The 21288-nt window shown below is 59.4% G+C and carries 22 protein-coding genes; 4 read left to right on the forward strand and 18 right to left on the reverse strand.

Annotated features, from left to right (window positions below; translation table 11 throughout):
* Positions 1 to 88 precede the first annotated feature (88 nt).
* Complete coding sequence (locus L1P08_RS05595) at positions 89 to 949, reverse strand: FecR family protein (protein WP_303619016.1); 861 nt, start codon at positions 947 to 949, stop codon at positions 89 to 91.
* Positions 950 to 1310: 361 nt separating this feature from the next.
* On the opposite strand from L1P08_RS05595, the gene L1P08_RS05600 reads away from it, so the two are divergent.
* Positions 1311 to 1904, forward strand: coding sequence for a GNAT family N-acetyltransferase (locus L1P08_RS05600; protein WP_303619017.1), 594 nt, complete (start codon positions 1311 to 1313; stop codon positions 1902 to 1904).
* Here the strand turns inward: L1P08_RS05600 and L1P08_RS05605 are convergent.
* The 12 genes from L1P08_RS05605 to pcaD all read right to left on the reverse strand — a co-directional run bounded on the left by L1P08_RS05605 (position 1870) and on the right by pcaD (position 12882).
* Positions 1870 to 3210 (reverse strand): lipopolysaccharide biosynthesis protein, encoded by a 1341-nt coding sequence (locus tag L1P08_RS05605; RefSeq protein WP_303619018.1) that lies wholly within the window; start codon positions 3208 to 3210, stop codon positions 1870 to 1872. The genes L1P08_RS05600 and L1P08_RS05605 overlap by 35 nt on opposite strands.
* The gene (locus L1P08_RS05610; protein ID WP_303619019.1) at positions 3211 to 4374 is read right to left on the reverse strand and encodes a lipid II:glycine glycyltransferase FemX; all 1164 of its coding nucleotides are present in this window, start codon (positions 4372 to 4374) and stop codon (positions 3211 to 3213) included.
* A gap of 136 nt (positions 4375 to 4510) precedes the next feature.
* Positions 4511 to 5158: a TerC family protein gene (locus L1P08_RS05615; RefSeq protein WP_303619020.1), complete on the reverse strand. Its 648-nt coding sequence runs from the start codon at positions 5156 to 5158 to the stop codon at positions 4511 to 4513.
* 86 nt (positions 5159 to 5244) lie between these two features.
* Complete coding sequence (gene denD / locus L1P08_RS05620; RefSeq protein ID WP_303619021.1) at positions 5245 to 6222, reverse strand: D-erythronate dehydrogenase; 978 nt, start codon at positions 6220 to 6222, stop codon at positions 5245 to 5247.
* A gap of 63 nt (positions 6223 to 6285) precedes the next feature.
* Positions 6286 to 7344 carry a 3-carboxy-cis,cis-muconate cycloisomerase gene (locus tag L1P08_RS05625; protein WP_303619022.1) on the reverse strand — a complete coding sequence of 353 codons (1059 nt, stop codon included), beginning with the start codon at positions 7342 to 7344 and terminating at the stop codon, positions 6286 to 6288.
* A gap of 3 nt (positions 7345 to 7347) precedes the next feature.
* Positions 7348 to 8550, reverse strand: coding sequence for a 3-oxoadipyl-CoA thiolase (gene pcaF / locus L1P08_RS05630; RefSeq protein ID WP_303619023.1), 1203 nt, complete (start codon positions 8548 to 8550; stop codon positions 7348 to 7350).
* Entirely contained in the window at positions 8550 to 9338 is a 789-nt protein-coding gene (locus L1P08_RS05635) for a CoA-transferase subunit beta (RefSeq protein WP_303619024.1), read from the reverse strand. Before L1P08_RS05635 ends, pcaF begins: the two co-directional genes overlap by 1 nt.
* Positions 9335 to 10192, reverse strand: a complete 858-nt coding sequence (locus L1P08_RS05640; RefSeq protein WP_303619025.1) for a CoA transferase subunit A — start codon at positions 10190 to 10192, stop codon at positions 9335 to 9337. Before L1P08_RS05640 ends, L1P08_RS05635 begins: the two co-directional genes overlap by 4 nt.
* A gap of 12 nt (positions 10193 to 10204) precedes the next feature.
* Positions 10205 to 10819 carry a protocatechuate 3,4-dioxygenase subunit alpha gene (gene pcaG, locus L1P08_RS05645; protein WP_303619026.1) on the reverse strand — a complete coding sequence of 205 codons (615 nt, stop codon included), beginning with the start codon at positions 10817 to 10819 and terminating at the stop codon, positions 10205 to 10207.
* Position 10820: 1 nt separating this feature from the next.
* Positions 10821 to 11561 (reverse strand): protocatechuate 3,4-dioxygenase subunit beta, encoded by a 741-nt coding sequence (gene pcaH, locus L1P08_RS05650; RefSeq protein ID WP_303619027.1) that lies wholly within the window; start codon positions 11559 to 11561, stop codon positions 10821 to 10823.
* 111 nt (positions 11562 to 11672) lie between these two features.
* Positions 11673 to 12077, reverse strand: a complete 405-nt coding sequence (gene pcaC / locus L1P08_RS05655; RefSeq protein WP_303619028.1) for a 4-carboxymuconolactone decarboxylase — start codon at positions 12075 to 12077, stop codon at positions 11673 to 11675.
* Position 12078: 1 nt separating this feature from the next.
* Positions 12079 to 12882: a 3-oxoadipate enol-lactonase gene (pcaD, locus tag L1P08_RS05660; protein WP_303619501.1), complete on the reverse strand. Its 804-nt coding sequence runs from the start codon at positions 12880 to 12882 to the stop codon at positions 12079 to 12081.
* A 229-nt stretch (positions 12883 to 13111) separates the two neighbouring features.
* Here pcaD and rirA point away from each other — a divergent pair, with 229 nt between their 5' ends.
* Positions 13112 to 13564, forward strand: coding sequence for an iron-responsive transcriptional regulator RirA (gene rirA / locus L1P08_RS05665; protein ID WP_303619029.1), 453 nt, complete (start codon positions 13112 to 13114; stop codon positions 13562 to 13564).
* Positions 13565 to 13569: 5 nt separating this feature from the next.
* Here rirA and L1P08_RS05670 read toward each other — a convergent pair whose 3' ends face one another.
* From L1P08_RS05670 to L1P08_RS05680, 3 genes are read right to left on the reverse strand one after another with little or no spacing between them, the layout of a single operon-like run.
* A complete protein-coding gene (locus L1P08_RS05670; protein WP_303619030.1) occupies positions 13570 to 14376 on the reverse strand; it encodes an ABC transporter ATP-binding protein in 807 nt (268 codons plus the stop codon).
* Positions 14369 to 15424: a FecCD family ABC transporter permease gene (locus L1P08_RS05675; protein WP_303619031.1), complete on the reverse strand. Its 1056-nt coding sequence runs from the start codon at positions 15422 to 15424 to the stop codon at positions 14369 to 14371. The genes L1P08_RS05670 and L1P08_RS05675 overlap by 8 nt, the downstream gene beginning before the upstream one ends.
* Positions 15421 to 16365: a FecCD family ABC transporter permease gene (locus L1P08_RS05680; RefSeq protein ID WP_303619032.1), complete on the reverse strand. Its 945-nt coding sequence runs from the start codon at positions 16363 to 16365 to the stop codon at positions 15421 to 15423. The genes L1P08_RS05675 and L1P08_RS05680 overlap by 4 nt, the downstream gene beginning before the upstream one ends.
* Before the next feature lie 196 nt (positions 16366 to 16561).
* Between L1P08_RS05680 and L1P08_RS05685 the strand changes: the two genes are divergently transcribed.
* Complete coding sequence (locus L1P08_RS05685; RefSeq protein ID WP_438268440.1) at positions 16562 to 17470, forward strand: ABC transporter substrate-binding protein; 909 nt, start codon at positions 16562 to 16564, stop codon at positions 17468 to 17470.
* Between the two features lie 77 nt (positions 17471 to 17547).
* On the opposite strand, the gene L1P08_RS05690 is transcribed toward L1P08_RS05685, so the two are convergent.
* A complete protein-coding gene (locus tag L1P08_RS05690; RefSeq protein WP_303619034.1) occupies positions 17548 to 18465 on the reverse strand; it encodes a LysR family transcriptional regulator in 918 nt (305 codons plus the stop codon).
* 123 nt (positions 18466 to 18588) lie between these two features.
* On the opposite strand from L1P08_RS05690, the gene ilvD reads away from it, so the two are divergent.
* On the forward strand, positions 18589 to 20259 hold the full coding sequence (gene ilvD, locus L1P08_RS05695; RefSeq protein WP_303619035.1) for a dihydroxy-acid dehydratase: 1671 nt from the start codon (positions 18589 to 18591) through the stop codon (positions 20257 to 20259).
* A gap of 93 nt (positions 20260 to 20352) precedes the next feature.
* Here the strand turns inward: ilvD and L1P08_RS05700 are convergent, their stop codons facing one another.
* Positions 20353 to 20787 (reverse strand): GreA/GreB family elongation factor, encoded by a 435-nt coding sequence (locus L1P08_RS05700; protein ID WP_303619036.1) that lies wholly within the window; start codon positions 20785 to 20787, stop codon positions 20353 to 20355.
* Between the last annotated feature and the right edge of the window lie 501 nt (positions 20788 to 21288).

Raw genomic sequence — 21288 nt, forward strand, 5'->3', positions numbered from 1 at the left:
GTGATACGGTGATTGCCGCCTTAATTCAGCAGTGCGCCCAATTCTAGGTGAGCGAGGTTACCAAAAACGGAATTTGCGCCTGACCGGGCTACAAAAGGCCGCCAAGGGCACCGCCCACGCCACTTACCACTTCGGAAACGGCGCTACCTGCGCTATCGACTGTCTCCGTTACGGTTTCTGTGACCGTTTCGACTGCGCTCGACGCGGCGCCCGTTGCACCGGAAACGGCACTGCGACCGGCGCTGGCAACACTGCCACCACCCCTTGCAACACTGCCAACAGCGCTTGAGGCACCGCCAACCACGTTTGATGCCGTGCTGCCAACGCGGGACACCGTTGAGCCGACAACACCGCCGGCCCCGCCAGCTCTATTGGCAGATTGACCCGATACGCTGCCAGAGTGACCGGGGCTCTCGACAGTCGGAACGACCGCAGGCTTGCCATCAAGTGTCACAATGGTATCGAGCTGGCCGGAACCTGAAATCTCCAGCGGCGTATCGCCCGCCGATGCGGATTGACCGGGCACGACATTGACCTTCAAACCGCGCTCAAGATCCTCGACCTCAACACGGCCACGGCTGACCTCAACCTTGGCCTTGCCATCACGGACGCGGACCGAGAACTTCGTGCCCTTGACCACCGCCGCCAGGTAAGGCGTTTTCACGGCGAAATGCTGGACGTTTTCAACCTCGGCTTCAATTGTCACGAGGCCATAATGCTCATCAACAGTGGTGAAGCGGCGACCGGACTTGTCGCGAATGCTGATCTGGGTACCGCCCCCCATTTCGATGGTCTCGCCATCGCGTGTGAAGGCAACACGGCCACTGAGCAGAGTGCGGATAACCCGATTGTCGGAAATCACTGTACCGCGTTCGACCTTGACCCAACCGGCCCCATCAAACGCGAAAACACCGCCGCGCAGCTTTGTGGCCACCCAATCATCGGCCATGGCAACACTCGTCAGCAGTGTCGAAAAAATAATGACAATAACCGGTAACAACCGATTTTTATTGGTCCCAAACATAGCGTAAACGTCCCTGCATGCGTCCTGTTAATTGCGGGGATTATCTTCGCCAAAGTCATTATAATTATTAACAAGGGCTAATAGCTGCGCGTTTGCTAACCAAAACCCTAATCCCCTCATCGCAATTTTCAACGACCCTTGTTTGTACTTGAAATCACCACCCGTCATTTCGGGACATCGGCGCGGGCTGCAACAGGTGAGCCGGTGACAGGCAAACTTCACCTTGGCGTAACTTCCGTTTGCTAGCGTTGGGCAAAATAAGCCGGTTCAGGCGGGAGACCACAAATTGAGCGAAACTGAAACCAGAGCCCAGAAAGCGCCTCCCATCCGCCCGGCACGTCCGAATGAACTTGTGCAGGCGCATCGCTGGCTGCAAGAGGCCATCGAGACCTCACCCTATTACAACGACATGTTCAAGGCGCATGAGAAGCAGCAACTGGGCCTGCCCTATCTGCAGCGGCTTTTTGATGTGGACCCCGCGCATGTGATGATGATCGTCAAAGACGATGTGCCCAAAGGCATCATGATCAACAGCCCGCAATATGGCACGCTGTGGCTGCAATGGTCTTATATGCCGCCGGAGAACCGGCATGCAGGCCACGCGCTGGCAGCCACCCGCGCCTTCAGCGATTATTGGGACAATGGGCGCTTTCACAAGATCGCCACCTATACCAAGGCGGATAATGCAACGGCGAACGCCCTGCTGAACCGCTTTGGCTATGTGCATGTGGCGACACTGGATAAGCAGATGTTTGGTGAAGACTATATGCTGTTCGAGCACCCGCTGACCAAGGTTACCGAAGGCTATGACCACGGCGTACCCAGTGAAGGCCGGCTGGGGCGGTTCAAGCGTCGGATGAAACGGCTGCTTGGGCTTTAGCCTGATGCAGGACCCGCAGCCTGGCGACAATCGACACATCGACACCGGCCAGCCGCCAGGCCGTCAGCCACAACCCTGCAGACCAGATGACAATAGCCAGCAGCGCGGCAAACGACGCGCCCATCAAGCCAAATGACGGCACGAGCAGATAGTTCAGCCCAATGAGGCTGAGGAGCCCGGCCCCAACGGCCGGCAGGCTGGCATAGGGCTGATCGTAAATCGACAGGACCATTGTCGCGGGGCCAAACACAGCCCGCACGACGAGCCCCAGACTGAGAATGCCCAATGGCCAGGCACCGGCCGCAAACTCGGGACCGAATATTGAGAGCACCAGTGGCCCGCCGATGAAAACGCCGGCAGACAATATGATGGCAATCAGGCTGGCGACCAGATTGGCCTCGCCGATGCGGTGGTGGAAACCGCTGCGATCATTGCGCGCTTCGGCCTCAAAAATATCGGGAATGGTGACGGCATAGACCGAGGCAACACCGAACGAGATCAGCGCGAATATGCGCGCGCAAATGCCGAAAATGGCCAGGTCTTCACGGCTGAGATGCATGGAGAGCACCAGCAGATCGATATCGAAAAAGAACTCTGTGGCCAGCGAAATCAGCACCCAGGGCGCCGCAAAACGCCACCAGCGGGCGCTGTCGGGAGCACGGACGGGGATGGTGTCGGTGATTTGCCTTGTGGCCCTGAGAACCAGCCAGAACTGCACCAGCGCAATGGCCAGATAGGCCACAGCGAACAGCCATAGAAAAACGGCCAGCCGTGTGCCTTCGGTGAAAAAGGCGGCGGCGATGATGAACGCGCCGATGATCAGCAAGGGCCTGAAGACGATTTCAGCAAAGAACCCGGCAAAGGGCCGGCGCAGGCCGACAAGAAAAGCTGTGTTGTTGAAGATCACCGCCGTTGCAACGGCCATCAGCGCTGCGGGCATGGCCAGCGCGGCAATCTGGTGACCAGCAACGCCAAAAAGCCCGGCAACAGGCGCGGCGAGGATAATGAGGGGCACGCCGACAAGCAGAATATGGCCATAGCTGCGCCGCAGGAAGGCCTCGAGCATGCGGCGGTCATTCCGGGCGCTGTATTCGGCGGCAAAATAGGTACCGATCGTATGGAAGCCGAGAGGCAGGACAACCGCCACCAGATTGGAGGCGGCGATGATCAGCAGATATTCGCCCAGAATCTCGGCGCCCCACAGGCGGGCAATGGCCGCCTGGGCGAGAAAGATCAGCCCCGCACCAAGGATGCGGGCGGCAAAAATCACCGCGGACTGGGACAGAAGCCGCCGACCGAGTTTCATCTAGCGCTCCTGATCGGGGCGCGCCGCATCGGGACGGAGTTTTTCAATCCGGTGCCGGATTTCGGCTATAATATCGCGGGCGGCAAAGGCCAGCGTGCCGGTGAGAAATGGCAGGAAACGGCTGGCATAATTGAGCACCGGGGGTACGGGTGAAATCACGCCTTCGTCGCCAACCATGCCTTTTTTGAACTGGTGCAGGCCCTGAAAGCCGTCGGTGCCGCCCAGATCATACCAGGTAGCTTTGGTATTATCGCGCAGCCAGCGGATGATGTGCCAATGCATGAAATAGCCGGCGCGCAAGGGCAGCGCCTCAGCATTGGTGGCCCCATAGAGATAGACCGCCGTATCGCCCGCCTTGAAGATGACGGCGCCGGCGACGATTTCGCCCTTGTGGCGGACAAAGAACAGTTCGGGGCGCAGCGTGTCGTTTTCCATCTCCATCAGGGGGTGGATGGTGTCGTCATAGGCGGAATGGTCGGCGAATTTCTTGCGGTCGGTCATCGCCTCGTAAAGCGCGTTGAACTCGCCGATACGCTCGGGCCCGGCATATTCGAATTCCAGCTCCGCCTTCATCGACTTGTTGAGATGGTAGCGCCATTTCTGGGCAAAGCTTTTGCGCTGGGCTTCGTCATCGAGCCGCAAATTGACCACGTAGCGGTCGGGAAATTTCAATTGCGCGCCGCGGCGGAAACCGCGCGCCTGCAGATAATCAAATTCGATATTGGTGTCGGCCCAGGCGGCACGGGGCAGAACGGAGATCATCATGCCGCGCCTGTCGTGATATTCCTCGATCAGCGCCTCGATGGCGGCGGCGTAAACGGATTCAAAATCTGCCCGTTTGCCATCCTTGAAGATCGGGCCCCATTTCGACACGGCAATGGCACCAACCTTAAGCGGCAAATGCTGGACCATGGTCAGCACACCACCGACCACCTCCCCGTCCTCAACGAACAGAACCGGTTCGCAGGTGACGCCGGGCCAGCGGTTTTTGGCAAAGGTGTAGAGCTGTTCCTGACATACCCCGTCAAAGGTCGCGATCGTCTCGTCCCAGACTTCACCCGAAACATGTTCGATATTTACGGCATGACCGGCGACAGCACCGGCGCTACGCAGGGCCTGCGGTGCTTTGTGGCTTCCGGCAAGAGTATCAGCACTTAACGACATAATGGAGCTTTTGGTTATGGCAATTGCCAACACCCTAAAAGCGTGAACCTAGCAAATTCCTAGCAAGCCCCGCATTGTGGCGGGAAATGCTTGCTATGGTTACGAATTTACTGCCATGGCGCGCTTTATACCCGCTCTAGAACTGGTGCAGGATTTCCTCGCCGCCATGCCAGATCATCCGCAGGGCGACAATCAGTACGATGCCCAGACCCAGATAGGCCAGCCAGTGATAACGGTTGAGCAGTTTGGCGATGAAGGCCGCGGCAAAACCCATCAGGACAATGGACAGGCCCAGCCCGAAAATCAGGGCTTCGGTATGATCCCGCGCGGCACCGGCAACGGCGAGCACATTGTCGAGAGACATTGAAACGTCGGCGACAACGATCTGGGTGATGGCGTGCTTGAAGGACTTGGTTTTAACCGGCGCGCCGACCCTGCCATCGGCATTGAGGTCCGTGTCTTCCAGCGCTTCCTGCGCCATGATTTCATGGGCTCTCTGATCCCTTATCTCGACCCACATCTTCCAGCAGACCCAGAGCAGCAAAAGGCCCCCTGCCAGCAGCAAACCAACAATGGCGAGCAGCTGCACCGCCACCACGGCCAGCCCGATGCGCAGGACAGTTGCCGCAAGAATGCCGAAAAGCACCGCCTTGCGGCGCATCTCTGCCGGCAGGCCGGCGGCGGCAAGGCCAATGACCACCGCATTGTCGCCCGCCAGAACCAGATCGATCATAACGACGGAGAAAAATGCCCCAAGCGCACCCGGATCAGAGAAGAATTCCATTTGAAGGCTTTCCGGCTTGCGCCGCTAGAAGAGTTATTCGCGACCGGCGGGACCGGTCGTTGTTATGTATGTCAGCAAAGACTGATCTAAAAGGTGACCGGCGGGTACTCTGACAAATAATCCTGCACAATTTCGGTCGCGTCGGCGTCTGCGGCGATGCCCAGCGCCTCAGCGCGGGTGGCCACAACGTCAACGGGCCAGCTTTTGACCATGGCGTGAATGCCCGCGTCCTCGTCAAACGTCACCAGTTGCCGGGCTTTGGGGCCCAGTTCCGCCTCTAGCGCGTCGAGCATTTGCCGGACACTGACTTTGACGGCGGGCAATAGCAGCGCGCGCGGCCAGCCCAGCGCCGTTGCATCCAGATCATGGACCTTGATGATGGCAGCGATCAGCCGGCCCGGCGACATCAGCGAAATCTCGGTGTCTTCAGGCACCGGGCAAATGGTTGCGCGGCCCGCAGCCGGTTCGCGCACAATGTTGGAAATGAAGGATGAATTGGCAAGGTTCGCCTTGCCGGGGCGCACCGCAATGGTGGGAAAGCGCATGGCGCGGCCATCCACCAGTCCCCGGCGCCCATAATCGCCAATCAAAAGCTCACAGCAGAGCTTTTGCACGCCGTACGAACTTTTCGGGTGTGTCGGGGTGAGATCGGTAACCGGCTCTGCCCCTACGCCATAGACCGCGCCGGAGCTGGCAAACACAAGCCGCGGCTTGCGCCCCTCGTCGGCCAGAATGTCGAGCAGCATGCGGGTGCCGTCGAGATTGACCGAAAGGCCAAGCTGCAAATCGGCCTCAGCCCCACCGCTGACAACGGATGCGAAGTGGAAAACGCTATCGGCACCGGCAAGCACTTTTTGCAAGGTGGCCCTGTCATCGGCCTGACCGACCACAATCTCCAGCCGGTTGTCTTTTGGCAGATGCTCCGGGGCGACCTGATCAAAGATCACCAGCGAATCTATTCTGGTTTGCGCGCCGGCCTGATTGGCCAATGTGCCCTGTTCCAGCAAGGTGCGCGCCAGGCGCGACCCGATAAATCCGGCACCACCGGTAATAACTACTCTCACAAAACTCCCCCATTCCCTGCAACCGGCATACTCCCTGCGTCCGGTTGAGGCAAGGTACCCGCTCTAGTTGCCGATCGTATCAACCGCGGCGAGCAGCGCATTGGCGGTGCGCAAGGCACCGGCGGTCGCGTTGATCATTTGTGGCAATACCAGCCATTCCAGCGTCCAGGCTGCACCCGAGCGTTCATTCTCGTGCACCATGGCCTGATGCATGGCCGAGACCTGAACCGCATTGAAACGGGCCAGCGCCACCAGCACTTCCGCCCCCACAGGGTTTTGTTTGTGCGGCATGGCGGAGGACTTGCCACCACCCGCCAGCCGAATTTCTGCAACCGGGTTTTGCGCCATCAGGGCGATATCCTGCCCCATTTTGCCAAGGCTGCCGGTGACCAGCGACAACCATGACGCCAGTTCGACCAGACCATCGCGCTCGCAGTGCCACACATCGGGCGCAACGCCGAGACCAAGTCTTTCTGCCAGCCTTTTGGTGACCTGAGGCCCCTTGTTACCCAGCTTCTCCAGCGTGCCCACGGCACCACCGAACTGGGTGATGAAGACTTTCGGTTTGATCGTGCGCAGGGTTTCGCGCTCACGCATCAGCGGCGCGCGCCAGCTGTTGATCCGGTCAGCGACGGTAATGGGCAAGGCATCCTGCATGCGTGTGCGCCCGGTCAGCTGCTTGTCGCCATGCAGCCCCACCAGCTGCACCATGGTCCGGGTCATCGTGTCCAGACTTTTGCCAAACCGGGGCAATATCTGATGCAGACGCAGCACGAGACTTGTGTCGATCACATCCTGACTGGTGGCACCAAAATGCACATAAGCTGCATGATCCTCGCCGACGGCCACACGCAACTGGCGCACCAGTTCGGGTGCAACAACACCATCGCGGGCCGTCGCCTTAGCCAGTTCATCCATATCGGGCGAGAAGGTTTCGCAGCAGGCGGCGATGGCGTCAGCCGATGCGCGGGGAATGACCCCCTCATCGGCCTCGGCCAAGGCCAGGGCGGCCTCAAATTTGAGCATGGCCGCCAAATCGGCTTCAGCCGAAAAAAACTCTGCGATGCTGGCGTCGCCGGTCAGACCGGAAAGAAAGGGATGATCGAACGGCGACACCGGCATAAGCTAAACGCGCTCCAACGCTATGGCGATCCCCTGTCCCACACCAATACACATGGTCGCCAAAGCCAGCTTGCCACCTGTCAGCGACAATTCCAAGGCCGCAGAACCAGTTATACGCGCCCCGGACATGCCGAGCGGATGGCCGAGCGCAATGGCACCGCCATTTTTATTGACCCGCTCGTCGTCTGCCGCAACGCCCAGTTCACGCAGAACCGCAATGCCCTGGCTGGCAAAAGCCTCGTTCAGTTCGATCACGTCGAACTGGTCCATTTTCAGCCCCTCGCGGGCGCAAAGCTTTTGGGTTGCCGGTGACGGGCCCATGCCCATGATGCGCGGCGGCACGCCAGCTGTGGCCCCGCCAACAATGCGGGCAATCGGGGTCAGGCCATGGCGTTTGGCCGCTTCAGCCGAGGCAATGATCAGGGCTGCTGCCCCGTCATTGACGCCGGAGGAATTGCCGGCGGTGACGCTGCCGCCTTCACGGAAGGGCGTTGGCAACTTGGCGAGCACCTCCACCGTGGTACCGGCACGGGGGTGTTCGTCCTTGTCGACGACAATGGGATCTTTCTTGCGCTGGGGAATGGTCACCGGGGTGATTTCCCGGGCCAGACGCCCGTTCTCCTGCGCGGCGGCGGCTTTGGCCTGGCTTCTCGCGGCAAACGCGTCCTGATCTTGTCGGCTGATCTTGTAGTCGGCGGCGACGTTCTCACCGGTTTCCGGCATGGAATCGACGCCGTACTGCTTTTTCATCAACGGGTTTACAAAACGCCAGCCAATGGTGGTGTCATAGATTTCGGCATTGCGCGAATAGGCGCTTGATGCCTTGGGCATGACAAACGGCGCGCGGCTCATGCTTTCGACACCGCCGGCAATGGCAAAGTCGATTTCGCCGGATTTGACGGCGCGGGCGGCGGTGATGATCGCATCCATGCCCGACCCGCAGAGCCGGTTCATGGTGGTGCCCGGCACAGTTTCGGGCAAGCCTGCCAGAAGCGCGCTCATGCGCGCGACATTGCGATTGTCCTCGCCGGCCTGATTGGCGCAGCCAAAAATCACTTCATCAACATCGGACCAGTCGATGTCATGCGCTGCCATCAGGGCCTTGATGGGGATCGCCCCCAGATCATCGGCCCTCACAGGCGCCAGTGCGCCCCCGAAACGGCCAATGGGAGTGCGGATATAAGCGCAAATATATGCGTCGGTCATTAAGCAGCCTTTCCAGTGCCTTCGTGTGCGGCCTTCGTACGGGCCTTTAAATCACGCAAGGTTTTAAGTTCGTCCGGTGTCGGCGCAGGTGTTGTCTCCAGATGGTCGGCATATTTGACCGTCCAGCCGCAGGTTTCCTGCACCTGTTCACGGGTTACCCCGGGATGGAGCGAAACGACAGTGAATTCCTTGGTCTCGGGGTCGGGTTTCCACACCGCAAGATCGGTAACCAAAAGAGTTGGCCCCTTGGTGGTGATGCCAAGCTTTTCGCGGGCATTGCCGCCATCGCCATGGCCAAAGGAGGTGAAGAAGTCGATCTTTTCGACCATGCCGCGCAGGCTCTGCTTCATGGTGATGTAGATTTCGCCGCAGGACGAGGCGATTTCAGGGGCCCCGCCCCCGCCCGGCAGCCGGGTTTTTGGATTGTCGTAATCGCCAATGACCGTGGTGTTGATATTGCCGAACCTGTCGAGCTGGGCGGCGCCCAGAAAGCCGATGGTAATGCGCCCGCCCTGCAGCCAGTAGCGGAACATTTCCGGCACGGCGACGGTGGCAACGGCGGTCTCGCAGAGTTCGCCATCACCGATGGAAAGCGGCAATACGTCCGGCGCTGTGCCGATGGTGCCGCTTTCATAGATCAGGGTGATATCGGGGGCATGGGTCAGCCGGGCGACATTACAGGCGGCGGAAGGCGCGCCAATGCCTACAAAGCAGACATCGCGGGAGGCCAGTGCGCGCGAGGCGGCAATGGTCATCATTTCGTCAGCGGTGAAATCAAGATCGCTCATGATGCATCCCTCAGATTGGCGACGCGGCCGGCAAAGTCTTCCGGGGTCGCTTCAAGCACGTTTTCAGTCATCCATTTGGTAAACAGGTCGCGGTCGGCCGCGATCTTGTCCCATTCGAGATAGGCGGCATTGTCGCGAATATAATAGCCGTGGGCATAGCTTGGGTGCGCGCCGCCTGGCACTTCGACAATCGAGGTGATGGCCCATTGCGGCAGGATGCAGCAATTGGTGTGGACGTCGTCGAAATTGTCGACCACTTCCTCAACCGTCACCACGGAACGCCTGGCAGCCAGCACCGCTTCCTTCTGGATGCCGATAATGCCCTCGACCAGCACATTGCCCTTTTTGTCGGCTTTTTGCGCGTGGATGAAGCTCACATCCGGGCGAATGGCGGGAATGGCGGCCAGCTCTTCGCCGGTAAAGGGGCAAGTGATTGATTTGATGTTCGGGTTGACCTCGGCCAGCCCGGCCCCCTTATAGCCCCGGAACACGGCCAGCGGCAGGCCGGCAGCGCCTGCCTCATAAGCATTGGCCATGCCGGCGTGGCTGTGTTCTTCAAGTTCGACCGTGCGGGGATAGCCGTTTTCAACGCTGTCGCGACAGCGGCGCAACAGGCCGACGCCGGGATTGCCGAGATAGGAAAAGATCAGTTTCTTCGCCATGCCCATACCCACCATCTGGTCGTAGACCACATCGGGGGTCATGCGCACCAGTGTCAGGTCTTTAAAGCCCTGACGGATGGCTTCATGCGCCGCCGCGTGTGGAATGAGATGGGTAAATCCCTCAAAGGCTGCCACGTCGCCGTCATTGAGATTTTCGGCAACTGCATCGCGCAGAGATTGAAACTTTGCCATTATCTTCCTGTCCTAGATGTCGAAAAACACCGTCTCGCCTTCGCCCTGGAGACGGATATCGAATGTGTAACTATTGCCGTCACGCTTGCCGATCAGGGTCGGCACGCGCATTTTGTGCTCAATGCGTGCAAGGATCGGGTCCTCGGCATTGGCTTTTTCCTCATCAGAGAAATACATGCGGGTCTGCAGCCCGAGATTAATGCCGCGCGCCACGATCCAGAACGTGATGTGCGGGGCTTGCAGTCGCCCGTCGATAAAAGGCACCCGGCCCGGCTTGATGGTTTCAAAGACGAATTCGCCGGTATCCATATCGGCCGGGCAACGCCCCCAGCCGGTGAAATTGGGATCGGCCGCGCCGCGCATTTCAGAGGGGGAATTATAAAGCCCCTCGGCATCGGCCTGCCAGATCTCCACCAGCGCATCGCGCAGCAGCGTTCCGGTGCCGTCCAGCACGCGGCTCTTGATGGTGATGCGTTCGCCCTTGGTCTTGTCGTTGACCATGCGCGTGCCAAGATCCTCGGCGTAAACGCCGTTGATATCGCAGAAATTGGGCGTCAGGCCGATATGCACGTAAGGCCCGGCGGTCTGGGAGGCTGTCTCTTTGAGATAGTTGAGCGGTTGTACCATATCAGTTGCCCTCCAGACGGTTTTCAAACAGGGTCGAACGGCGGCCGCGCAAAACGATGTCGAACTTGTAGGCGGTGGCGTCCATGGGGATGGTATTGGCCATGTCGAGCGGCGCGATGAGCCGGTCGATCGCACCCTGATCGGGAATGGTTTTGACAATCGGGCAGAGCGGGATCAGCGGGTCACCCTCGAAATACATCTGGGTGATCAGGCGCTGGGCAAAGCCATGGCCAAAAATCGAGAAGTGGATATGGGCGGGACGCCAGTCATTGACGCCGTTCGGCCAGGGGTAAGCGCCCGGCTTGATGGTGCGAAAACGGTAATAGCCGTTCTCATCGGTGATGGAACGTCCGCAGCCGCCGAAATTGGGGTCGATGGCGGCCAGATAGGTTTCCTTTTTGTGGCGGTAGCGGCCACCGGCATTGGCCTGCCAGTATTCGAGCAGCGCGCCGCTGACGCCGACACCGCGCTCGTCGACCACCCGGCCATGCACGATAATGCGTTCACCAATGGCGCTTTCGCCCGGCTTGGCGAAATTGTGGATCAGGTCATTGTCCAATTCGCCGATAATATCATGGCCAAAAACCGGGCCGGTGATTTCCGAGAGGGTCGCATTCAGCGAGAGCTTTGCATATTGCGGGGAGCGCAACACACTGGTCTTGTATCCTGGCGCGTAGGCCGGGGGATGCATTTCCAGGTCGCGCTGAAAAAACGCGCCGGTTTCGGGTTTCCTGTTGTCCATCACTTCCTCCTCTGGCGGAGATTGCCCCCGTGTTTAGTGACAACACGGAAATCTCCTAGTCCATATTCCAATGCGTTTCCCGGTGCGGAACGCGCCTGCTGCCAGTTCTGGCTATTCCGCCTGTTCAGCGTCGATTTTGGCGTAAACTTCCTTGGCTATCTTGAAGGCGCGATTGGCCGCGGGCACGCCAGCATAGACCGCCACATGCATTAATGCCTCGCACACATCGTCGCGGGTTGCGCCGGTATTGGCCGTGGCACGCACATGCATGGCCACTTCCTCATCATGCCCCAGAGCGGCCAGCAAAGCGATGGTGACAATCGATCGTTCCCGCTTGGAAAATTGCGGGCGCGCCCAGACGTTGCCCCACGCTGTTTCCGTGATCAGTTCCTGAAACGGTGCATCAAAGCCTGATTTACTGGCTTCGGTCTTGTCCACATGCACATCGCCCAGAACCGAGCGGCGCACTTTCATGCCCTGTTCGAAACGCCCCGCGGGAACCTGTGTATCATTCATGCTAGATTTCCTCTTGCGCGGCCGCAGCCAAAAACTGTTTGACCAGACCGGCCAAAATCTCGGGTTGTTCGATACTCGGCAAATGCCCGGCATCGCTGATAATCTCGAATTTTGACCCCGGGATCAGGTCTGCCATGGACTTGACCAGATCCGGTGGTGTCGAGCCGTCCTGATCGCCCACAAGACAAAGGGCCGGCACCGCGAGTTTCAGCGCTGCCGCTGTCAGATCGGCATCGCGCAGGGCGGCACAGGTGCCGGTGTAACCGGCCAGGGGCTGACGCTCGAGCATGTGGCGATAGCCGGCGAAATCGGCATTATCGGGCGCGCGGAATGAAGGGGTGAACCAGCGCTCCAGAATGGAAGCTGCCATGCCCCCTATCCCCTCGGCCTCGATACGGGCGATCCGCTCGTTCCAGAAATCGGGGGTGCCGATTTTGTGGGCGGTGTCGCACAGCACCAGCTTTGACACCAGATCCGGGCGGCTATCCGCCAGACCGAGCGCGATCATGCCGCCCACGGATACGCCACAGATGACAGCATTTTGAATTTGCAGATGATCAAGCAGCCCGGCCAGATCGGCGATATGATCGCTCATGGCATAGGGTGCATTACCGATGCCCGAGAGGCCGTGGCCACGCTTGTCATAGGTTATAATGCGCGCTTCACCGGCAAGGCGCACCACCACATCGCGCCAGATGCGGAAATCCGTGCCCAAAGAGTTGACAAATACCAGTGTCGGGCGCCCATCCGGGGCTCCAATCTCCTGATAATGCATGGTTATTTCATTCACATGGACGAACTGCAACACCCGCTCTCCTCAACATTAGAATGAGGATGAAATATCGTATTAGTTAAGTAAAATGATATTTCGTCGGCTTATCATAGTTGAACAGTTATGGAATAATTCGCGGCAAATTGCATTTTCCGCCCGATTCCTACCAGGGTCCATGCTGGTTTTCTCTCCAGGCGAACGCGCCCTTGTATCGCGTGGGCAAGCCCCCTATCCTTTAGGGGATCAGGCACAGGAACCGCTTATGCAACTTACCAAGCAGGCAAATTACGCGCTCCGCACGCTGGTCTATTGCGCCGTTAACGCGCCGCAGCAAAGCCGGATCAGCGCCATTGCGCATGCCTATGATATTTCCGAGTTGTCCCTGTTCAAGTTTATCAAGCCGCTGGTCGATAATGGCCTGTTGCAGACGGTGCGTGGCCGCAATGGGGGTGTCCGCCTCGGCCGCGCCGCCAGTGACATCACCATGCGTGAGGTGATTGAGCTGACCGAGGACGGTTTTGCGCTGGCAGAATGTTTTGAGGATGGCACCACAAACTGCCCGCTGGTGGGCAGTTGCGAGGTGAACACCGCACTTGCCGAGGCGTTGCGCGCGTTTCTGGCCGTGCTGGAGAAATATACGATCGAAGATCTGGCCCGGCGGGACCGGACCCTGCGCGATCTATTGGGTATCGAGATACTCACCCCGGCCGGATAAACCGGTCAGGCGGTTTCGCGCGGATAAGGAATGCACAGCGGCTTGCCGTGTACCGGATCGGAAATCACCCGGCAGCCAATGGCAAAGACGTCGCTGATCACCTCTTCACGCATCACCTGTTCGGGCGTGCCTTGCGCCACCACTTTGCCCTGATTGAACATGACCATGCTGTCGGCATAGCGGGCGGCAAGATTGAGATCGTGGAGCACCAGCACGACCGTGCGCCCCTCCTCCGCATTCATTTTGCGGATCAGCTCGAGGGTTTCGATCTGGTGGGTGATATCGAGATGATTGGTGGGTTCATCGAGCAGGATCACCGGCGCGTCCTGCGCCAGGATCGTTGCCAGCCAGGCACGCTGCAACTGGCCGCCCGAGAGTGTGCCAAGGCTTTGTTTTGCGAGTTCCTGCAGATTGCAGGCCGTCATGGCGAAATCGACCATTTCGCGGTCTTTGGCCGTCAACCCGGCAAAGCGCCCCTGATGCGCATAGCGCCCCATGCCAACAAGTTGCTCGACCAGCAGGTCCTCAGGCGCTGAGGGCGCTTGCGTCAACATCGCCATTTCGCGCGCCAACCGCTTGTTACTCAAAAACGAAATCGCCTCACCGCTGAGGAAGATATCGCCATATTTTGCCTTCATCAGGCGGCGCAGCGCCTTGAGTGCTGTCGACTTGCCGCAGCCATTGGGGCCGCAGAACATTGTCACTTCACCGGCATTCAGCGTCAGGTCGAGCGCGTCAAACACCATTTTGGTGCCATAGCCCAAACCGACCGCGTCGAAACGGGCCATTGCGGGTTTGCGCATGTCATGCATGGGATCTGCTCCGTCTGATCAATAGCCACAGGAAATAAGGCGCGCCGATTATTGCGGTAATGGCACCGGTTGGCACTTCGATGGGGACAAAGGCAACCCGCCCCAGAAGGTCGGCTGCGACAACAATCGTCGCGCCGATCAGGGCGCTGGCGACAATCAACGGAATTGCCTTGTGCCCCACCATCAGGCGGGCCGCATGAGGTGCCAGAAGACCAACAAAGGCGACACCGCCAACAAAGGAAACCGCCGTTGCGGTGAGCACAACCGAGAGCGTTACAAGCGCAATAAAGGCAGGTGTGACCGCAAGCCCGGAGGCGCGCGCCGACTGGTCGTCCATCGACAATTGCTCCATGTCCCTTGGCAAGAGCAGAAGGAAGGGCACGGCAAGCGCCAATATGCCGCCAACGATCATCACGTCATTCCAGTGCGCTGCATAGACCGAGCCTGCCAGCCATGTCAGGGCCTGGGTCGCCCGGTAGACGGGGCCGACAATGATCATGATGGTCACCATGGCGCTGGCCAGTGCCGCCATGGCGATGCCGTAAAGGATCATGCGCGACATGCCGCGCCTGTCGAGCCAGGTCAGCCCACCCACCACAAGGGCAAAACACAAAGCGCCCAAAGCAGCGGCGACCGGTTGCCAGTTGACGCTGACGACCAGCGCGTTGGACTCGTTGGAGAACAGGAACAAGAACACCACAACGCCCAGCGCCGCTCCATCGACAATGCCCAGAATAGAGGGGGATGCCAGCGGATTGCGGGTGGCGGTTTGCAGCAAAAGGCCCGCGAGCGCCAGACAGGCCCCCGCCTCCATCGCCAGCAGCGCGCGGGGCATGCGCAGTTTGAGGATGATGACCTGCTCGGTGCGACTGCCCAGCCCAAGAACCGCGCTAATCACCCGGTCGGGCGTTATCGGTGTGCTGCCAAAGCCGATTGAGAACACCATGACCAGCGCAAAAACAGCCAGAATTGCCAGCAGAATGGCGGGCACCAGCCAGGGCGTGCTGGCACGGCGGCTGGCAAAATCACGGACCATGATATCGGTCATGCGGCCAGCCCCTCGCGTTTACGCGACAACAACAGGAAAACGAGAACCGGCACACCGACAAAGGCCAGCACAGCCCCCACCGGCGCTTCGGAGGGATAGATCACGAAACGGGCCGCTATATCTGCGACCAGCGCCAGCATGGCCCCGACAAGGCCAACCATGGGCACCAGCACCCGATGCGACAACCCGCCGAGACGCCGGGCCATGTGTGGGGCGACCAGGCCGATAAACGCCACCGGCCCTGCCGTTGTCACCGCCGCCCCGGCGAGCATTGCGGCCAGCCCCAAAGCGACCAGACGCAATTGCATGACCGGCACGCCCAATGCCGCGGCACTGGCATCATCCGCCAGCAGCAAATCAAGTGGCCGGCTGATGGCAACCGCCAGCCCTGCGCTCAGGGCAATCACAGGGGCGGCGACGGTTAGCAGAGACAAGTCGCGATCGGCGAAGCCGCCGGAGAGCCAGAAAATCAGCTGTTCCATGGTCGACTCGTCGGTGATGAGCACGATCTGGACGCCGGAATTGAGCAAGGCGGCGAGCGTGACACCTGCCAACAGCGTATTGAGCGGTGACGCGGCACCGCCGGCAGCCGCTGACAGGGCAAAGACCAGCGCCGTGGTGCACAGCGCACCGCAGGCGGCGATCATGGCCAGGGGCCAGATTGCGGAAACACCGAAAAGGGAAACAGCAATAACCACGGCAAACGCCGCCCCGGCATTGACCCCCAGCAAGGCTGGCGAGGCCAGCGGGTTACGGGTTGTGGTTTGCAGCAGCAGGCCGGCAATGCCGAGCGCGGCCCCCACAACCGGCGCCATGAGCATGCGCGGCAGACGGAGGGTTTTGATGACCAGCGCCGTGCTGTCCACCGCTTCGGTGGTCAGGGCCGACCACACTTCCACAGGCGAATAGAGCCGAAGGCCCAGATGCAGGCTAGCCAGCATGCATAGGAGAACCGCAACAAAAAGTCCTGTAAATATAAAGGCTTGCCGCCCCATAACGTCGTTTCCGATGGCCTGTAGTTTAGAATGATTCCAAATAATATGAATTGACATTTCATATTTATATCGCGATATGCCACGGCCAACGGCGGGGCGCAACCCGCGGTTGCAAACAAACCAAACTGAAAGGCTGGAAACGATGTCCTTGAAACATTTGCTTCCCATATTCGTGGGCGTATTTGCCCTTGTTGCCCCCCTCACCGCCTCGGCGCGTGATGTGACCCATGCGATGGGCACGACCAGCGTGCCCGATGCGCCACAACGCGTGGTGATCCTGACCAATGAAGGCACCGAGGCGCTGCTGTCGATGGGTGTAACCCCGGTCGGCGCGGCCCAGTCATGGCTCGGCGATCCCTGGTATGATCACATTGCGGAACAGATGCAGGGCGTTGAAAGCCTCGGCAAGGAAAGCGCGATCAACCTGGAAATGATCGCGGCGCTCGAGCCGGACCTTATTCTCGGCAACAAGGCGCGGCACGAAGAAATTTATGCGCAATTGTCCGATATTGCTCCCACCGTTCTGTCCGAGCGTCTGCGCGGCGACTGGCAGGTGAATTACCGCCTTTATGCCGAAGCGCTGGGTAAAACCGAAGAAGGCAACAAGGTGCTGGCGGATTACGAAGCCCGGATCAAGGATCTCTCGGCCAAGCTTGGTGACAATCTGAAAGAGAAGGTCTCGGTTATCCGCTTTCTGGCCAGCCAGACCCGCATTTATCAGCTGGATTCCTTTTCGGGCCTGACCCTGAAAAAGCTGGGCTTTGACCGGCCGGCCAACCAGAATGTCGAGGAATTCGCCTTGCGCGTCGGCAAGGAAAGCATTCCGGACATGGATGGCGACCGCATCGTCTATTTCACCTATGACGATGGTGATGGCGCAGCCCTTCAGGCAGAAGCCGATTATCTGGCCGATCCGATCTGGTTGCAGCTGGAAGCGGTCAAGGCCGGCAAGGTCAACAAGGTTGATGATGTTGTCTGGAACACGGCTGGCGGCGTCATCGCAGCCAATCTGCTGCTGGACGATATCGCCCGGATTTACGGCGTCGAATAATTTCGCTGTCCCGGAAAAAAGCCGCACATCCGGGACCCCGGGTGTGCGGCTTTTTTTATGATCAATCCCGGTGGCGCCTAGGGCCTGAATTCAGGATCAGCCTGTTCGCTAGCGGTGGCGATGAAATGGCGTAAGGCCGGTGTGTCATTGGTGCGATGCCAGGCCAGCCCGGTTTCGATCAGCGGCGGCATTTCCGCGAGGGGCAGATAGGTCACCCCTGCCCGCGCCAGATTGCGCATTGAGGCGGGCACGAGGGCAATGCCGAGCCCGGCAGAGACCAGCCCGATAATCGTTTGCATCTGCACCGCCTGCTGCCCTAAAGCCGGCACGGCATTGTGGGCGGTATAATAGCCGGCAATCAGATCATAAAGGGCGGGCGCGCTTTGCCGGGGGAACAGGATCAGTGGTTCGCCGGCAATAGCGGAAAAGCCGAGCGCATCGGCTTCCGGCACGATGCGGCCACTTTGGATGAAGGCGTCGGGAATGGCGGCGACGAGATTTTCGCGGTGCAGCGGCAAATAGCTGATTTGCGGCGGCATGGCTTGCGCCGGAGCGATGAGCAAGCCTGCATCAATTGTGTTGTCGAGCAGCGCGTCGATCTGCACATCGCTGGTCGCCTCGCGCAGAATTACCTCGACCGCCGGGAATTGCGCCTTGTAATGGCTCAGGACCAGCGGCAGCATGCCATAGGTGGCGGTGCTGACAAAGGCCAGCCGCAGGCTGCCGATTTCGCCGCGCGACAGGCGTTGCGCCACCACGGGCAGATCCGCGGCTGATGCCAGCAAGGCCCGCGCATGCGGCAGCCATTGTGCCCCGACCGGGGTGAGCGCCACATGGCGCTTGGAGCGTTCAAACAGGGCCATGCCCAGTTCCGCCTCCAGCGCACGAATGCTCTGGCTGAGGGGGGGCTGGGTCATGTTGAGTTTTTCGGCGGCGCGGCCGAAGTGCAATTCCTCGGCAACGGTGACGAAATGGCGGAGGTGGCGCAGATCCATCGGGTTCTCTGATATATTTTTCGACCTAATAACCTATAGAATAGATATTTCCACGTCTTTTATAAACCCTCTAAACTGGACGCCAATATCAAGCCAGTTTGCCGTCAGGCGAGGAGAGTTTTCATGGCCGGTAATGATCGTTCAAAAAATATCACCCAGGGTGTCGCCCGCTCCCCCAACCGGGCCATGTATTACGGCCTTGGGTATGAGAAGGAAGATTTTGACAAGCCGATGATCGGCATTGCCAATGGGCATTCCACCATCACCCCGTGCAATGCCGGGCTGCAGCCTTTGGCCGATGCGGCGGTGATTGCCGTCAAGGAAGCCGGTGCCAACCCGCAGACCTTTGGCACGCCGACAATTTCGGACGGCATGTCGATGGGCACCGAGGGCATGAAATATTCGCTGATCTCGCGCGAAGTGATTGCCGACAGCATTGAAACCTGCGTGCAGGGCCAGTGGATGGATGGCGTTCTGGTGATCGGCGGCTGCGACAAGAACATGCCGGGCGGCATGATCGGCATTGCACGCTGCAATGTGCCGGGCATCTATGTTTATGGCGGCACCATCAAACCGGGCCGCTGGAAGGGCCAGGACCTTTCCATCGTTTCTGCGTTTGAAGCTGTTGGCTCCTATATGGCCGGCAAGATGAGCGACGAGGATTTTGAGGGTATCGAGCGCAATGCCTGCCCCACAACCGGTTCGTGCGGCGGCATGTATACCGCCAATACGATGAGTTCCTCGTTCGAGGCGCTGGGCATGTCGCTGATGTTCTCCTCGAACATGGCGAACCCGGATTCCGAGAAAGTGGATTCCACGGCTGAATCGGCCCGCGTGCTGGTTGAAGCGGTGAAGAAGAACATCAAGCCGCGTGACATCATCACCCGCAAGTCCATTGAAAACGCTGTGGCTTTGATCATGGCCATGGGCGGCTCAACCAATGCGGTGCTGCACTTCCTCGCCATTGCCGATGCGGCAGAGGTTGAGTGGACGCTCGATGATTTCGAGCGCGTACGCCGCAAGGTGCCGGTGATCTGCAACCTGAAGCCTTCCGGGCAATATATGGCCGTCGACCTGCATCAGGCGGGCGGCGTGCCGCAGGTGTTGAAGCTGTTGCTCAATGCCGGCCTGATCCATGGCGACTGCCTGACCATTACCGGCAAGACCATGGCCGAAGAGCTGGCCGATGTGCCGGACGTGCCGCGTGCCGATCAGGACGTTATCCGCACCCTCGACAAGGCGCTTTACAAGGAAGGCCATCTGGCCATTCTCAAGGGCAATCTGGCCGAAGGCGGTTCTGTTGCCAAGATCACCGGCCTCAAAAGCCCGATCATCACCGGCCCGGCCCGTGTGTTCGACGACGAGCAATCGGCGATGGACGCCATCCTTTCGGACAAGATCAAGGCTGGCGACGTGCTGGTTCTGCGTTATCTTGGCCCCAAGGGTGGCCCGGGCATGCCCGAAATGCTGGCCCCGACCTCGGCCATTATCGGCCGCGGGCTTGGTGACAGCGTCGGCTTTATCACCGATGGGCGCTTCTCTGGCGGCACCTGGGGCATGGTCGTTGGCCATGTCACCCCGGAAGCCTATGAGGGCGGCACGATTGCGCTGGTCAATGAGGGTGACAGCATCACCATCGATGCGCACAAGCAGCTGTTGCAGCTCAATGTGCCCGATGAAGAGATCGCGGCGCGGCGCGCCAAATGGAAACAGCCCGAACCCCGCTACAAGCGCGGTGTGTTGTCGAAATTCGCCAAGCTGGCCAAATCCGCCAGCGAAGGCGCTGCGACCTAAATCACCTGTTCCCGAAAATGACGAAAGGGGGCTGACATTGTCGGCCCCCTTTTTTAATTGCCCTGCCCGGCTTTAAAATCCGTGCGGGCGCTCTCAGGCTGATACGAGTGGCGACCCGGCGACAATGCGCGCGCCGCCGGAGGCCTCGGGCTGGAACACGAGTTTGAGCACATTGAGGCTTTCAATCTGCCCCTCAAGATCAACCTCCACCCGCGCCCCTTCCCTGAGACCAAGCAGCTCCACCCCTTCGAGACTGCCCAAAGAGAGATTGAGCCCGTTGGCCTTGTAGCGCAGGGCGCTGACCAGCACGCGCTCATCCACCGGATTGCCGCTTATCTGAAAGCTGACGCGGGACCCGATGGTCACCACATCGGCGGGCAGATCCTGGGCAAAGACCACCGTCGCCGTATTCAACTTGCGGCGGATGGCGCTGACCAGACGTTCATTCTTGCCCACGAAATCTTCGAGCATATGCTCGAGAATGGCATAGTCCTTCGGGGTCAGAAAAATTTCGTTATGTGTGTTCATGTCACTGTCCTGTGCGTTTGTTTTTTGCGGTAACGGGACATGGCCAGGCAGGTGTCACCCCACCTGGCCGACACGGCAAAATTTGGCACAACGTGGCGCGACGGCCTTGTGGTTCAAGTCACGCACAGGATCAGGCCGTTTGGCGCTGACAATGGTCATTGAGTGCAGCATGATGATCTCGCCCAAAACCGGCCGGGCGTTGATGACCCGGCGAAAACAATTGCAATGGTGAAGGATGCGCGCGTTGTGCCGTCCGCATGGATGGCAACACCTCCCGAAGTTCGAAAGGCGCAATGCCGAACTTCGGGCTACAGTCCCGTGACGGGACGGCCTCGATGTATTTTTAGCACGGTCGAATGCGTTTTGATCATCATGGTGATGAGGCTAGCCCATCTGCTTTTAAAGTCAAGCTGGGGGGCAGCTGCGTGCGACGAAGGCGCGGCACGCTATTCCAGGCTGTGTAATCGTAACGGGGCCTGTGCAACGTAACGACATTGCACA

The sequence above is a fragment of the Mariluticola halotolerans genome (assembly GCF_021611515.1).
Taxonomy (GTDB): domain Bacteria; phylum Pseudomonadota; class Alphaproteobacteria; order Rhizobiales; family Devosiaceae; genus Mariluticola; species Mariluticola halotolerans.

Coding starts and splice junctions, on each gene's coding strand:
- L1P08_RS05595 (WP_303619016.1), bottom strand. CDS start 949: ATGGCCGATGATTGGGTGGCCACAAAGCTGCGCGGCGGTGTTTTCGCG.
- L1P08_RS05605 (WP_303619018.1), bottom strand. CDS start 3,210: ATGAAACTCGGTCGGCGGCTTCTGTCCCAGTCCGCGGTGATTTTTGCC.
- L1P08_RS05610 (WP_303619019.1), bottom strand. CDS start 4,374: ATGTCGTTAAGTGCTGATACTCTTGCCGGAAGCCACAAAGCACCGCAG.
- L1P08_RS05615 (WP_303619020.1), bottom strand. CDS start 5,158: ATGGAATTCTTCTCTGATCCGGGTGCGCTTGGGGCATTTTTCTCCGTC.
- L1P08_RS05625 (WP_303619022.1), bottom strand. CDS start 7,344: ATGCCGGTGTCGCCGTTCGATCATCCCTTTCTTTCCGGTCTGACCGGC.
- pcaF (WP_303619023.1), bottom strand. CDS start 8,550: ATGACCGACGCATATATTTGCGCTTATATCCGCACTCCCATTGGCCGT.
- L1P08_RS05635 (WP_303619024.1), bottom strand. CDS start 9,338: ATGAGCGATCTTGATTTCACCGCTGACGAAATGATGACCATTGCCGCC.
- L1P08_RS05640 (WP_303619025.1), bottom strand. CDS start 10,192: ATGGCAAAGTTTCAATCTCTGCGCGATGCAGTTGCCGAAAATCTCAAT.
- pcaG (WP_303619026.1), bottom strand. CDS start 10,819: ATGGTACAACCGCTCAACTATCTCAAAGAGACAGCCTCCCAGACCGCC.
- pcaH (WP_303619027.1), bottom strand. CDS start 11,561: ATGGACAACAGGAAACCCGAAACCGGCGCGTTTTTTCAGCGCGACCTG.
- pcaC (WP_303619028.1), bottom strand. CDS start 12,077: ATGAATGATACACAGGTTCCCGCGGGGCGTTTCGAACAGGGCATGAAA.
- rirA (WP_303619029.1), top strand. CDS start 13,112: ATGCAACTTACCAAGCAGGCAAATTACGCGCTCCGCACGCTGGTCTAT.
- L1P08_RS05670 (WP_303619030.1), bottom strand. CDS start 14,376: ATGCATGACATGCGCAAACCCGCAATGGCCCGTTTCGACGCGGTCGGT.
- L1P08_RS05675 (WP_303619031.1), bottom strand. CDS start 15,424: ATGACCGATATCATGGTCCGTGATTTTGCCAGCCGCCGTGCCAGCACG.
- L1P08_RS05680 (WP_303619032.1), bottom strand. CDS start 16,365: ATGCTGGCTAGCCTGCATCTGGGCCTTCGGCTCTATTCGCCTGTGGAA.
- L1P08_RS05685 (WP_438268440.1), top strand. CDS start 16,562: ATGTCCTTGAAACATTTGCTTCCCATATTCGTGGGCGTATTTGCCCTT.
- L1P08_RS05690 (WP_303619034.1), bottom strand. CDS start 18,465: ATGGATCTGCGCCACCTCCGCCATTTCGTCACCGTTGCCGAGGAATTG.
- ilvD (WP_303619035.1), top strand. CDS start 18,589: ATGGCCGGTAATGATCGTTCAAAAAATATCACCCAGGGTGTCGCCCGC.
- L1P08_RS05700 (WP_303619036.1), bottom strand. CDS start 20,787: ATGAACACACATAACGAAATTTTTCTGACCCCGAAGGACTATGCCATT.